Annotated in this window: 11 protein-coding genes; 4 read left to right on the top strand and 7 right to left on the bottom strand. The window is 51.9% G+C overall.

From position 1 onward, the window contains the following. Positions 1-98 precede the first annotated feature (98 nt). Positions 99-653, bottom strand: coding sequence for a type IV toxin-antitoxin system AbiEi family antitoxin (abiEi, locus tag ACUJB0_RS22235; protein WP_444847115.1), 555 nt, complete (start codon positions 651-653; stop codon positions 99-101). 592 nt (positions 654-1,245) lie between these two features. Continuing rightward, positions 1,246-1,719 carry a hypothetical protein gene (locus ACUJB0_RS22230; RefSeq protein WP_444847114.1) on the bottom strand — a complete coding sequence of 158 codons (474 nt, stop codon included), beginning with the start codon at positions 1,717-1,719 and terminating at the stop codon, positions 1,246-1,248. 119 nt (positions 1,720-1,838) lie between these two features. On the opposite strand from ACUJB0_RS22230, the gene ACUJB0_RS22225 reads away from it, so the two are divergent. From ACUJB0_RS22225 to ACUJB0_RS22210, 4 genes are all read left to right on the top strand, one after another. Further along, complete coding sequence (locus ACUJB0_RS22225) at positions 1,839-2,162, top strand: helix-turn-helix domain-containing protein (protein ID WP_444847113.1); 324 nt, start codon at positions 1,839-1,841, stop codon at positions 2,160-2,162. Between the two features lie 109 nt (positions 2,163-2,271). After that, positions 2,272-3,273 (top strand): ABC-three component system protein, encoded by a 1,002-nt coding sequence (locus ACUJB0_RS22220; RefSeq protein WP_444847112.1) that lies wholly within the window; start codon positions 2,272-2,274, stop codon positions 3,271-3,273. After that, positions 3,261-3,776: an ABC-three component system middle component 2 gene (locus ACUJB0_RS22215; RefSeq protein WP_444847111.1), complete on the top strand. Its 516-nt coding sequence runs from the start codon at positions 3,261-3,263 to the stop codon at positions 3,774-3,776. Before ACUJB0_RS22220 ends, ACUJB0_RS22215 begins: the two co-directional genes overlap by 13 nt. Continuing rightward, positions 3,773-5,635, top strand: a complete 1,863-nt coding sequence (locus ACUJB0_RS22210; protein WP_444847110.1) for a hypothetical protein — start codon at positions 3,773-3,775, stop codon at positions 5,633-5,635. Before ACUJB0_RS22215 ends, ACUJB0_RS22210 begins: the two co-directional genes overlap by 4 nt. A gap of 105 nt (positions 5,636-5,740) precedes the next feature. Here the strand turns inward: ACUJB0_RS22210 and ACUJB0_RS22205 are convergent, their stop codons facing one another. From ACUJB0_RS22205 to ACUJB0_RS22185, 5 genes are all read right to left on the bottom strand, one after another. After that, positions 5,741-6,847 carry a hypothetical protein gene (locus ACUJB0_RS22205; protein WP_444847109.1) on the bottom strand — a complete coding sequence of 369 codons (1,107 nt, stop codon included), beginning with the start codon at positions 6,845-6,847 and terminating at the stop codon, positions 5,741-5,743. A gap of 41 nt (positions 6,848-6,888) precedes the next feature. Then, positions 6,889-7,818: a hypothetical protein gene (locus ACUJB0_RS22200; protein WP_444847108.1), complete on the bottom strand. Its 930-nt coding sequence runs from the start codon at positions 7,816-7,818 to the stop codon at positions 6,889-6,891. Positions 7,819-8,418: 600 nt separating this feature from the next. Further along, positions 8,419-10,368, bottom strand: a complete 1,950-nt coding sequence (locus ACUJB0_RS22195; protein ID WP_444847107.1) for an integrase — start codon at positions 10,366-10,368, stop codon at positions 8,419-8,421. Between the two features lie 50 nt (positions 10,369-10,418). After that, positions 10,419-11,945: a site-specific integrase gene (locus ACUJB0_RS22190; protein WP_444847106.1), complete on the bottom strand. Its 1,527-nt coding sequence runs from the start codon at positions 11,943-11,945 to the stop codon at positions 10,419-10,421. After that, on the bottom strand, positions 11,942-13,294 hold the full coding sequence (locus ACUJB0_RS22185; RefSeq protein ID WP_444847105.1) for a tyrosine-type recombinase/integrase: 1,353 nt from the start codon (positions 13,292-13,294) through the stop codon (positions 11,942-11,944). The genes ACUJB0_RS22190 and ACUJB0_RS22185 overlap by 4 nt, the downstream gene beginning before the upstream one ends. Between the last annotated feature and the right edge of the window lie 106 nt (positions 13,295-13,400).

The raw sequence follows: 13,400 nt of genomic DNA, 5'->3' as shown, positions 1-13,400 counted from the left end.
GATGGTATCTTTTTGAAAGTTAGCGCAAGTTTCGTCGTAATTAATGGTAAGTTCTTACCTGACAATATTTGAAATCTGTTATTCCGTCAATCAACTATTCATTTGCCAAACAATAGTTGTTCGCGCAGTTCATGCTCATCAATCATGTTGACATTCCGACCAGCACGGATCTGGTCTTCCAAGGCGGCCTCTCTCGTAGCCAGTCTTAATGTTCTCCCCTTCACCGAAACAGTTCTCTGAATCAGTTCTGCAATGCTACGTTTTGTATGATTGAACTCGATGACACCATACGGGGTTTCATAGACTCCACTGGCGCCCGTGGTCATCAAGATAAGTCTGCTCACCGGAATCTGTGAGATAAGACCGTACTCGGAAAGCATTGATTCCCTGCTGAGATAGGAGAAATGACCACGGCGCAGCACGGCCGCGATGCCCTCTACAACACCACCTCGCTTGGACCTAGCCAAGGAATTTACATAGACACCTCTAGCAACGCGCTCTAGGATGCCATCTGCAACCAAGCGCTGCAGTGATTTCTCAAAAGCTTTTTCTCTCTCATTCGGGAATGCCTTGGCCAGGTCCCCTCGAGTCAGCACATAGACCCCGTACTGGTCCAAGGTTACTAGTTTATTGATAGCTTCGATCTTTTTCATTCCATCAGGCCAGCACGCTGAGTGATTTGATCTAGTAAGTACCGGTGTACCCTAACAATCCATAGGGTAAAAGCGTACCATTGATCGAAAGCTATTTTGCGCACGCGAAGATAACCTGCGCAGACAATCATTAATCCGAGTGGGATTGCCCCGCTAAACCGGAAGCTTCGTATATGCAACGGGTATCCACAAGTTCGGACGTTAGAAAACGTCGGTCAGGATAAACCTCTCGTCCGTGCAGGAACTCTATTACATGAGCCAGCCTTCCATCCGAGCAACGCCCAACGAGCACCTTTTGAACGTGCCAAATGCTGTAGTCTCTTTCAGCACTGGTAGACAACGCACTTTGGTAGTGGAGCTGGCTGATGCCTGGATATTCTTCAGCTGTCGATACTGCTTGCTCTAACGAGGTCAAGATAAAACGACGCCAGCATTCAGCACCATGCTCAACGCTAACCAAGAGATCTAGATGCCAAAGAGGCTGGTTCAATGCCAGTTCGACGTACGGGAACAGTCGTCCTTCGGCGCCTTGCAATGCCTTTACTACTGGGTCCGTAACTTCCCATGCGTCATCGGTAACGAAGTACAACGGCTACCCCCGCTGTGAAGACACGGCCACGGCACGCGGCACATTTAGCGCGAGCAACCTTGCCGCGCAAATCCATAGCAGCAGACCAAATCCGAACGCTGGCATCAGTATTAACCCGAACCACAGGAAGTGAAGTGCGGCTCCTTTGGACCCTTGCACCCACGCCTTCACATTTGAAGTGCCATCAATCCACTCATTCGCAGATTCCAGTCGCAACACGAAGTAGCGAGCGGCGCTGCCGAATGGTTTTGGATAGTTCAACATCAGGATCTCCAACTGTCCAATCTCCCCTGGCTTGAGGACTTCGTGGATCGCATTTGGAACAATGACGTTCACCATTCGAATCACTTCACCGTTGTCGCTATCCCTGACTACCAGTACATCGAGCTGGCAACAGTCTTCCGGTCCCCCACTCATGAGAACGCGCCCGACATGGCGTACTTCGCCCACTAGCTTCTTGAATTGACTCATCTTCATGCCTTTTTAGACAAGGTAAACTCTATACGATTACTTTTCGCAATTATAGACGTTGTACGAGGTTCAAATAAACCTTCAAAGTTGATTTACTCGCTAGATTCTACTTTGAAGGTTGTGCGATGTCCGATCCAAAGCACCTTGTCGGTGAGCGGGTTCAATTACTTCGAAAGCGCAAAGGCTTGTCCCAAGAAGAATTGGCCGGCCAGATAGGGATCGATACCAAATCCTTGAGCCGCCTCGAACGAGGTGCGCACTTTCCTTCGCTCGAAACTCTGGACAAGGTTCGTGTTGAACTGGGAGTGGAGTTGAAGGACTTTTTTGACTTCGATCAGCGCCCGAGCGCCGAAGAGATGCGTGACTTCCTTATCCGGGCCGCACGAGATGCTGACTACGACCACCTGGTAAAGATGACAGAAGCTGTCAAAAGCACTTTAAAAAGCTAAAGTGCAGGGCCAACAAGCCGCCCCTCAAAAACTTTCCCCATGAAAAGCATGATTGTTAGTATGATTGCAATCATGCTACATCATCCTAATCTGTCACCGGGAGAAATATTTGCGCATTAACCACGCCATCTTGATTCGGGCGCTTCCTGCTGACCGATTGGAGGACTTCGTTAACGACTGGCTAGCGCAGCGTTACAAGGACTACAACGGCCACGAGCTCTGGCGGGGAACCGGGGACATGGGTCGCGACGTTACAGGCTATGTCACGGATATGCGCATGGAAGGCCCGTGGGACAATTTTCAATGCAAGCAACTCAATAAAAACCTATCCGAAAGCGCTGCTTTCGTCGAGCTTGGTAAGATCTTTATGCACTCGGCAAACGGCGCTTACGCTTTGCCTCGCGCCTACTTCTTCGTTGCTCCAGTTGGCGTTGGTCGGGCAGTCCAGCAGTTCATCGCCCATCCTGAACGCTTTAGGCAGGCCTTCCTTGATCGATGGAACGCCGACATCGCAGGGCGACTCGTCGAAAAGCAGACTATTTCACTAAGTCCTGCGATCGAAGCCAAAATCAAAGCCTTTGATTTCGCTCAGATCCATTGGCTTGACTCTACACGGCTTGCAAACGATGCTGCCTGTAAGCCCGTGCTTGTAAAGTGGTTCAATGAAGATCCTGGGCCGTCGCCACGAGGGGTAGTACCTGCAGAGATTCAAGCGAACGAATCGGCGTATATCGGTCAACTCCTCCAGCTTTATTCAGAAAAGGGACCTGGCAATTACTCCGATGCGGCAGCCGCGTTGGCCAGCGCACAGTTCGGGACGCACTTGCGCGACCAACGGACACGCTTCTTCGACTCGATGGCTTTCGATCGCTTCTACCGAGATTCCACTCCCGAGGAGTATTTGAATACATTCAAGGACGAGATCTACCACGGTGTCGTCGAGATTCATGGCGATGAGCATGCGAATGGTTTCGCAAAGCTGAGCCAAGTAATGAAACAGGCCGCCGTCCTCCAACCGTCAGGCGTTCTGGGCAAGCATGCGGGTCCGCAAATCAAGCAGGGAACTTGCCATCAATTTGCAAACGAAGGACGTCTGCCATGGCATCAATAGAAGTAACAGCGCGCGGCATCCCTCCCTTCAACAGCAAGCTTGAGACTGGCATTCGAGCACTAGTTGTACTGGAGGCATTTTATCCCCGCCGTTGCGATCTAACAGAAATGACGTGGTTTGATCACCTGGTTGTCCATACCGGAGACCTCGATGGTCAGGATGTGCCGGATAGCCTTCATCCAGATCTTCCCAATCGCGCCGGCGAGTTGCTCGTTCGTCGTCAATTAGTAGAACAAAGCCTGCGCATAATGCAGCAGATGCACCTCATTGAGGTGTTCGAATGCGAAACAGGAATTGAGTACTGCGCCAGCGAAGAGGCACCGAGCTATCTCGACCTATTGCAGGCGCCCTATTCACTCGCCCTAAAGCAACGCGCAAAATGGATGGCAAACCACTTTATCGATCGGACAGCTGCGGAAATGCGGGGGCTAATTGAAAATAGAATTGGGCGCTGGACTGCCGAATTCCACGCCGCTGAGACACAAATAGGATTATCGAAATGACAGGCATCCGACTTCGCCACCTTACCTTTACCGGCCCCAATATCAAACCTGCCGAGCTCGAGTTTGACGACGGGCTCAATATTATCTATGGCGCGTCGAACACCGGTAAGTCATTCACGTCGAAGGCGATTCTCTTCATGCTTGGGGTGTCTAAGAGCTTGCCCGCGACAGAAGAGATTCTTGCATACGACGCTGCCTGGCTGGGCCTGACTCTGCCAGACGGTCGCAATGTCACGCTCTATCGCGCTACCGAAGGCGGCCATTTCAAGCTCTTTGAAGGCCTAGTCAAGAACGCGAGAACACCCGAGGGCACTGTTTTACGTCAACAGCATGACACCAGGCGAACAGACTCCGTCTCACAAATGCTGCTCGATGTGATGGGATTTTCGGGCAAACAGATCGTGCGCGACGCCAACGGGAAAAAGGATAATTTGTCCATCTTCCGCTTGTCGCCATATGCCGTCGTGTCTGAAGAAGACATCATTGCAGAAAAGAGTCCCGTCTTTGCTTCAGGTACACCGGCAGAGCGCACGTTCGAACAGAACCTATTTAAATTCCTGATTACTGGAACTGATGGTTCCGCAGCCGTGACGGTACCCAAGGTCGCCGAAAGAAAGGTGGCAAAGACAGCCAAGATTGAATTGGTAAACGAACTAATCGCTCAACTTGATATCGAGCTTGGTGAAGATCGCCCCGACGAGAAAGAAGCCGAGAAACAGCTCGCGCTGCTGGATCAAAGTACGGGTGATCTGTCCACGCGTTTGCAGGATGCTCAGAAGAAGCTGGATAGTCTGGTTGTCGAGCGGCGCAGCGCCACCGACCACCACCGTGAACTGCGCAACCGAACAAATCAACTAGACCTGACACTACAACGCTTCGCGAAGCTACAAGCAGTCTATAGCTCAGACTTGCAGCGCTTGCAGTCAATCGAGGAAGGTGGTTACGTTCTCTTGGCGATGGCAGATATGGACTGCCCTGTATGCGGTGCACCTTCTGAAGCTCAAACGCACAACCACGCGGCCGAAGAAATATCGATGGCACACAAAGCGGCGGCGGCTGAGGCGCGCAAGATCGAGCGAGAGCAGTTGGAGCTCACGCAAACGATCACTTCGCTTGAGGCTGAAGCCGGCGGCCTTGGCCAGACGCTTGCGCAGCAAAAGACCGACATCGAAATTCTAGACAAGTCTATCCAAGAGACACGTCCGTTGGAAGCCTCGCTCCGGGAGACCTACGAGACGTACACAGCAAAGAGAACTGAAATTAGCAAAGTCCTTGACCTCTACCAGCGCCGCGCAAAGTTGGTCACTCGTCGAGCCGAAATTGAGAACGAACCAACTAGGCGCGAGGAAAAGGCTCCGCCTGCTGGCCCAGACTCAACCACAACGTTCAAATTTGGCGAAACCGTGAAGGCCGTATTGACCGCCTGGCAGTTCCCCAATGCCGACAAGGTTCAGTTCGACGAACGGGCTTATGACATTACCATCGGCGGTAAGAGTCGTGCTGCGAATGGAAAGGGTGTTCGCGCAATTCTTCATGCTGCCTTCAACGTTGCAGTCATCGTTTATTGCATCGAGAACAGACTGCCGCATCCTGGCTTCGTCGTCCTCGACACACCTCTTCTCACTTATCGCGAGCCTATGTCTTCGCGTCATGGTGAACTCTCTGTAGACGAGGCCCAGCTCAAGACTACGAGCGTCGCTGAGAACTTCTATAAGCACTTAGCTAGCCTTCAAGATAAAGTGCAGTTCATCGTAATCGAAAATACTGATCCGCCGACAGCTATTCGAGATTTGGCACGCATCGAGACCTTCACCGGAGTCGGCGGCAACGGCCGTTTCGGATTACTTGGGAAAGCCTGACCTTAATATACTGGGTAGCTCGCCCTCGCAGGCTAAAGCTGCGCATCAAAGAGGACTCACGACAATGTGATGCAGTGGGTCTTCTTAGCAATCCTGAAGAAGCGCTTAACGTGAAAACTGATTGGTAAACAAATCCAGTTTTAGTAGGTCGGAGCCAAAGAACATAAAGCTTAGCGGAATTAGGACATCAAAAGGAACTTCCTCGGTGCGTAGCAGGTGCGTGCGGAAGCTCGCCTCCACCTTCTCGGCATCGTTCATCTGAGACATCAGGCGTGCATCAACTTTAGCATCAGTGTAAACATTAATAGCGAGATCTACATGAAGGACCGTGGCTCGATCCGGCGGTGTGCCGTACGGAGCCTTGGTGTCGAGGTGGATACAGCGCCCAATTAGCATTCCATTTCTGAGCAACTGCAGTTCTTCTAGCATCATAGTCAAGTGATCAGGGTCTTTGCGCTGAGTAATGGTTTCGAGCTTTCGGAAGCCTTTAACGTGGTACTCGACATACGCAGCCGCATCATCACGAGGCGATGCTGGAGGGATGAGACTATATTGAGCTCCGGTCTGCTCTCTATGACGCAAGCCCAAGTCTCGCCACCAGAGGTGCCTTGCTGGAACCATAATCGCTTCCAGCAACAGTTGCGACGGCAGACTATTTTCTGCAAATTCAGGATCGAGTCGGATGTACAGCGGCGCTTCGCGAAACTGCTGCGCCAACGTGTGTACGATAGCTGGTGGCAGCATGGGATCAAGGCGGGCATAGCCGCCTTCAAGCTCGACAATCCCATCAGACCTAATCGAGGCAGGGTTGTCACAAGGGAGCAACTCTTCTTTACGCGCACGACCATCCAACTTCGGGAACCTAGTGAATAGTGGTTGTTCGCTTTTATAACGTACAAACCTCTTCTCAAGATCACGTCGCTGAATCTGGCGTCCAACCTCCATGCTGAGCAACAAGGCGGCAATACGGTCACTTCTGGGAATCCGTTTGAAGAGGCCCGTGATCAGCAAGCTCTCGGCTTGCCGTTGCTCGGCCAAAGTGCTGAATTCACAGCAAAGGCTCATTGCTTTCAAAGTCGATGATTGGCAACAGTCTATATGTTTTTCAATAAGCCCCTGTGGGGTAAGCGCATTAAGTAGACATTCATCGCGTAGCCCATTTAATGTCGTTTCATACTCGTCGTAGTCGAAATCTGTCATCATCGTATCCATGTTGATTGTCTTTTGCTGTCATAAATTCTGAGAGAACCAACTCAAAATAACAGCGTCCATTTATATGGGTCAAAGCGGTACACTAGCTGCTCTTTGGGCATGTCATTAGGCACATAGAGCTTACGCTCACGCACATATTTAAAGTCGGGAGCAAAGGCAACGATGCTCACCTCCTCACCAAATAGAATCCGCCACAGATAGCTCTTCGTGGTCAACGTCGCACGTAGATCGATCGCAACCTGTTTAGCATAAAAGGTTCGCATCACTTCGCGAACCTGCTGCATGTTCCGCACTGCAAGTGCGCGATAGCGGATGTCCCAAGTGTGGCGTGAGTCACGGTCGCTGCCCGCGGCTATATTGACATTAATCCCTTGGTGAGCACCGTATAACAGCGGTTCGTACGAATCCAGCGTTATTGGTATCGAGTACGATTGGCCTCCGTCCGTGAGCCTAAAGCTTTCACCAGCAGACAGAAAATTGACGCGATGGACGACATAGTCATATTTGTCACTTCCATTCAACTCGCTTTTCAGGTCACTAGCCAGTCGGCCGCCCGAAAACTGTCCTCCCAAGTCGGCCATAGACGCACGTTCGGCTGGCTTCTCATACCTAGTTGAAAGCGTGACGTCGGACGCCTTTACGGGTGCGCGATTTTGCAATACCAGTCCGACGGGAATGAGGTAGCGCGCACCCTCATCAGTCACCGGAAAGAACACATAGGTTGGCATGCCGCGATTGAGCGGCACGTTGTCGATAGTGAGTTCCAGTTCGCCGCCAAGTTTTCCTTCCCGGTAGTCCTTGATAAATCCGTAACCAAATGTGATGACGGCTGCCGCAACGCCGCATGCAGACGCTACTACTGCCCACAACCTTCGTCCTTGCATCCAAGCCCGAGGAGCCTGTATCTCCGCTTTGGACTTTGCGGGTGTTGTGATCGGCTTCGGGCTAGACTTCCTTTTCTTCTTTGTCATTTAATGCGAATAGAACGTGAAAAAGGTAGTCTATCAGATCGATGAATGCCATTTTCTTGCGTCTGCTCGATACATCGGATTCAAAATTGCGGACCTATCACCGGACTCTCCTCGAAGTGGAACTACATCTGAGGATAAGCCGCGCGCCGGGGCCACTCATCCTCTAAGTAGAGTTTCAAGTTCATTATCTTGTCTGTCCTCGATCAACTTCTAGTAACGGCCGACTAAGTGCTTCCTCATTCAACCCATGCGAATACGCGTTGTACGCCCAAGTCGCGAACTTCTCAAGTAAGCGGCGATTCTCCTCTCTCAGCCGGCGGTTCTCAGCCTCAAGACGGGCAATTCGTTCCAAAGCGATTTGAAGGCTGGTGTTTCGCGTCGTCGGAGCATCTCTGGATGATGCAGCCTCTTCCTTGCGTAACCTGAACGCCTCACGAATTCGTTCGTGATTATGTAAGGCCTGTCGTGTGTAGCATGCGAAGTACCGAAGCTCAATCGCATGAATCAACTTGGCCCATGTCAGGTCCCCGGCCCAACCATCAATGAGCTCGACGATTTGTTTAATGATTTCATCATCGAGATTCCTGGACCGTCTTTTCGTCATTCGCTCGCCCCGCAGCGATTCTCGAGTAAGTTGGGCGCTGAATCATTGTGAAGTAAAGCCTTCGGCGCGCCGAGATGAACGACTGCCCCATCTGGTACGGTTGGATCGATTAGCACGGCGTGCAGTTGTGATAGCCGAGCGGCCGCCTCCTTGTGGTGGTCGTACCAACGATTGCTTCCCACGTAGCCTGCCTTTACCGCATCTTCTGCCTTACGAAGCAAATCGATAGTGTTTTCCAACGCTTGCTGTAAGCGGACTGTCTTTAACTCATCTCCTTTGATGCAAACGAGGTCGTCACATCTAATGCAGTCTCGATGCAACTGGCAGGGCGACATAGTGTAGTCGTGGATGCAGAAACCGATTTCAGTCACGTGCGCCGTGGGCATGCGTAGTCTTGAGAATTCTTCTCTACGAACTGGCAGATTTTCTGGCAGTGCCGCCAATGGGCCGAACATATCGCTCCCATTACCAACGGCCTGACGAGCTCGCTCCAACAGTTGCGCCGTGGTCATGTGGTCATACGCTCGATTTTGGCGGACATCCCGTCGTCCAGACCATTTCGCGATATCAAGCTGGCTCATTCCGCCCATTTGGGCTAACGTGTTTAGATAGTGCCTAAACTGGTGAGAAGAGACGCGTATGGGCGAGCCATCTTCCTCGAAAAAGCCAAGTCTGGAAAATATGGATGAACAGCCGTGAGCGACTTTTCCGCCGAGCGCAGAGTTAACTTGATTTGATGTGATCGCACCAATGAGACAAGGGTTTGCACTGCGTTGCGTATGAAGCTCATTTCGCCGCACCACAAATAATGCCTCGCTGTAGAGGAGTCCGAGTTCCGCATCCAAGTAGGGGAAACCTGCTGGCAAATGTCTGAGCAGCGACTTCTCGACATCGTAAAAGCGAACATGCCAGTTTCGTCCGCGCGCAAGTGGAACGATGCCAAAGGTCTTGCACGTCAAATTAACGCTATCTTCTGACGACAAGTTAAACAGCTGCGCCATGTCCGATTTGGTCAACAACGTATCGCTGCGGAAGTGTTCAAGTTCCGCAGGCAGATATACTTTCGTAGGATTCGATTCATACCACCGCGCCACCTCCCGGGCGGCGTCGGTGGCAATTCGTATTCTCGCCAGGGCCTCCTTCACGACAGGAACCATTGAGGGAATAATCCACTTCACCATTGGCTCGGCTCCCTTCGCTGGGAACCAGCGCAGCCCGTAGACACTTTCGCCATCGAGTCCCTTTTCATATACCTCGCAGTTTGCGTCGAGGGTCAATACTTCGCTTACTCGATCAGGGGCCGATACAAGAAGTGCGGCGACCGAACTGAAAATTACATCCGCTGGCGCGATAGCAGCTCGAAAGACCATTGGCAACACATCGAGGGCAGTCTGGGAGGGCAACTTCAAGCGACGACGCCGATCAAACTCAACGCCCAACCTGTTGGAGTCATTTGGCCGGACCAAGTAGGTCCGCCAGCGACAGGGCACTGTCATTAAATGATTCTTGAGCATGAAGTCAGCGATAGCTTCGAGGTGGCGTGAGATTCTGTAAGCAGTCCCTTTCGCGTATCGAGCTGCAATCATCTGCGTAGCTCTATTGAGGACAAAGGCGGTCGTCATAGTCGCGTCCGCTACTCCCCCAGCCTCTATCAATGCAGCTTCAAGCGCCCTCAAGGCCACAAGTCGCTGCGTCAAGATCTTTGAAGGACGCAGGCCTTGCATGTAGCGCAAGTATGCTTTCGCAAAGTCCTTGAATGGCTCTGCCATCGAAGTTGGTTGAAGATGCAGCCCTGATCGCCAGGAAATAAACAGGAGCCGCAGTCTATTATTGGCTTTAGCCCTTAGGTGAACAAACTCCGTGACATCCCAAACATCGCTTTCAAAATCAAGAGCGGTGCTAAAGACGGCTAAGTGATGTCGGGCGACGTTGATGAACGCTCGCATGTTCTCCACGGCAGTGTTGTCACCCCGAGCGCAAAATACGACCGTCCGACTCATTGTCCAATCTCCTTTTGGGATTGGCACTTCTGAATGACCTCAGAAACGGCCAGGATTGTACGATCGCAAATTGAAGCGATGCGCAGATCTGCCGACGACACCAGCCGCTCCCGTTCACTAAGCAGGTAGTCGAGAATCGCGTCGTGCGGACCATCAATCCACGGTTGAAAGCTTTTGCATGTATAACAAGCAATCGGTGCCAATGCTTTGCAAAAGCCAAGCTCGCCGCATTTTCCGATCCGTTCACCTTCTCGGCCAAATTGCGGAGACCAAATCTCCGGTAGGTCACTATCTCCCGGCCGCGACTCACCAGGTCGACGCAGGACGCCAGCAAAAGCTTGCGCTAAAGGGGCCAGGTGAAATGCCAGCGCGCGATCGATGCGTTTTACCATTGTGGGATCCGCTTGAACATACACGCTTACACTTTGAGTGTCACTGTGATCGAGCATTTCAGCGATCACGTATGCTTTTAGTCCTTCAATCGCAGCCCGTGTTCCCACAGTCCTTCTAAGGCGATATGTGCTTATGTTCATTCGGCTTGCCGTGCGAACCGATATGATGGCCAACGTATTCACCGCCCTCTTCAAGCTCCTAGTGAAGGCCGTGCTCGTTAGGTGGTATTCAAATCCTTTGGGTTGATTCCCAAAGGTTTGGCTTGGAAATAGTGGGGCTTCGTCAGGACACGGCAGCAAGGCGGAGAACTGCTGCTTGACTTGGGCTGCGTGTTTGGTAAGCAGCTCACCCAATTCCTCGTTCAGAACGCGAACTTTGAATTGATCCCTGTGGAGCTGGCCGCGTTGCTTAGAACGAGGAACGTTCAGCGTGAAGATCTTCGTGCCGGCTTTGGTCCTACTTTCAGCCAGGTCCATAACCTTAAGCGAGGCGTACTGAGATGGCCTTTGCCCCAATGCGGCTACGAGCAGTACCAGCGCATATGCTTTCAGCGAGATTCTCGATGCAGAGAAATTCGAATGCAACTTGGCCAGCAACGTCTCATATTCCAGGTCGTTCAATGGGCCGGTATAGGGATTTCTAGTAAGGACAGCTACCCCCTTGGCATTGCCAGGAACTCGCAGCTCTGAGAGGAAGCTTATGACTCCGTTGGCGATACCTGGGATTTCGAGTGCATGCCATTTCCTGATAATTACCGCCACCGAACCCAACCGCCACATGTCATTCCGACTCAACGATGACCGGTAGCTCAAGAGTGCTTCAACACTTATGTCGTCCGCCGGCGCGCACCCCAAGTCCGCCAACGATTTCAGGAAGTGACGGAAATTTGTCAGGTACGTCTCTGCCGTTGTAGACGAAAGATTCTGCAGATACCAGGCGAAGACCCGCTTTGCATGGGCTCGAAGCTTCGTGGAAATCAGAAGCGTGTCAAACCTCATTGATATGTTTTTCACCTCATCTCTAAATCGCCATATATCGGCTAATGGATCAAACACAATGCCGCTTCGCGTGCGTGCTTGTAGCGACGAGGAAACCAAGGTGGGACGATGAGCGGCCGAATGCGGGATCATTGGGTTCGCCCCTTGAACAAATTTTTTTGCATCGCGATAGATGCTTCAGCTGCTTTACGACGAACATGCCGGCGCGTATAGGTGGATGCCGTTCCTGAGGTCTCCGACCAGCCCATCAAGTAAGAGCGCAGCTTCCTCTCTGCTTCCTCTGGAGTCGCGTTTTCATCCAATTGCTCTGATAAGCGATCATTCCAGGTATGGCGTAGTAGATGTGCGAATAGCTTTTGCGGTAGCAACGGCTGCTCTTTAAGGGCATAAAAGATCTTTGCGAATCCATTTATCGACAACGGTCGACCGGTATCAGTGGCGACAAAGAGAAAATCGTGCTTCCTTGCCCCTTCAACGCCATTTCGAAACGATATGACATATTCCCTAGTGCGCTGAGCGAGTGCCGAAGACATTGGCAGCTCTCGTGCCTGAGTCTTGGCGTTTGGCTGATATAGCCGCGGATCATCCTTGTCATCAGCACGCCTGTGAATCGTCGCGGTTTCGTTCCTGAAGTTGAGATCAGAAACGCGAACACCTAGCAGCTCTCCGCGACGGACTCCTAGATAGACGAGCAACCAGATAATTAGCTCATTACGAACTCGCGTGTGCTTATCCGTCCAAGGATTGTCTGGCGCAGCTGGATCGACGATACGGAGCAGTTCATCCACTTCGCTTCGATCAAGCCCCTCGCGCTCGGATCGCAATCTGCTGTGGCTGACAGGCATGCGGCTGTTCAACGCTTTAGTGAAGGCCTGCACCGTGGCAGCCATTGACGCGCTGTAGTGAGAACCTGTCCCGAAGCCGGAGACCGCGAGCCATTCAACATAGTCGCGGATCGAGCGTAGCCTAGTCGCACAGAAGGCCGACTTCACCGAGGTCGGCGATGACCTTTGAGATCGCGCTCTTGGGAGGAGACGAACATTTGAAGAAGCGATCGGTTTGGTGAAAGCGCGGACTTGATCAACAGGCAGGCGGCATATCTGCACCAACGCATCGATCTCTCTCAACGTAAGTAGCTGTCCTGCCCTCAGGCGCTCCTGCAAATCGATCTCATAGATATCTAAGAACAGGAAGAAAACCAGTATCGATCTCAACGTGGCGTCTATCGTGTTCACTGCGCGGCCTCGAGCACGAAGTTCCGAAAAAACATACACGGTCGCGGTCAGGACCGGGCATCCTGCCGCATCGACAAGCAACGGAATCCGCTCTCCATTCTTCGTCACCGTGTACTTGATGCGATATTTCTCTGGCCTGCTAGAAGGTTCGGCTGGACCAGGATCGTTGTTGGACATGCCAATAACTGGGAAGCTCTTGAACTTTGGACGCAAAATATCTCCCTTTACGCCCAAAAATGGGCGCACAAAGGCTCCTGAAGTGGAAAAACTTCAGATAAGCAAAATAGTGGGGGGGCTTGACCGGACGTGGGCGTTTGACGATACTGGCAGTGCGACCTGGGCAGCGTCAGTT

Source organism: Duganella caerulea (assembly GCF_040362985.1).
In the GTDB taxonomy this organism is placed as follows: Bacteria; Pseudomonadota; Gammaproteobacteria; order Burkholderiales; family Burkholderiaceae_D; genus Rugamonas; species Rugamonas vulcania.
Note: the sequence above shows the minus strand (reverse complement) of the source record. Positions and strands in the feature narration are given on the sequence as shown.

What these genes read in the sequence shown, in the direction of transcription:
- ACUJB0_RS22215 (WP_444847111.1), top strand. Translation starts at nt 3,261, where the DNA reads ATGGCATCAATAGAAGTAACAGCGCGCGGCATCCCTCCCTTCAACAGC.
- ACUJB0_RS22200 (WP_444847108.1), bottom strand. Translation starts at nt 7,818, where the DNA reads ATGACAAAGAAGAAAAGGAAGTCTAGCCCGAAGCCGATCACAACACCC.
- ACUJB0_RS22225 (WP_444847113.1), top strand. Translation starts at nt 1,839, where the DNA reads ATGTCCGATCCAAAGCACCTTGTCGGTGAGCGGGTTCAATTACTTCGA.
- ACUJB0_RS22190 (WP_444847106.1), bottom strand. Translation starts at nt 11,945, where the DNA reads ATGATCCCGCATTCGGCCGCTCATCGTCCCACCTTGGTTTCCTCGTCG.
- ACUJB0_RS22205 (WP_444847109.1), bottom strand. Translation starts at nt 6,847, where the DNA reads ATGGATACGATGATGACAGATTTCGACTACGACGAGTATGAAACGACA.
- abiEi (WP_444847115.1), bottom strand. Translation starts at nt 653, where the DNA reads ATGAAAAAGATCGAAGCTATCAATAAACTAGTAACCTTGGACCAGTAC.
- ACUJB0_RS22230 (WP_444847114.1), bottom strand. Translation starts at nt 1,719, where the DNA reads ATGAAGATGAGTCAATTCAAGAAGCTAGTGGGCGAAGTACGCCATGTC.
- ACUJB0_RS22195 (WP_444847107.1), bottom strand. Translation starts at nt 10,368, where the DNA reads ATGCGAGCGTTCATCAACGTCGCCCGACATCACTTAGCCGTCTTTAGC.
- ACUJB0_RS22210 (WP_444847110.1), top strand. Translation starts at nt 3,773, where the DNA reads ATGACAGGCATCCGACTTCGCCACCTTACCTTTACCGGCCCCAATATC.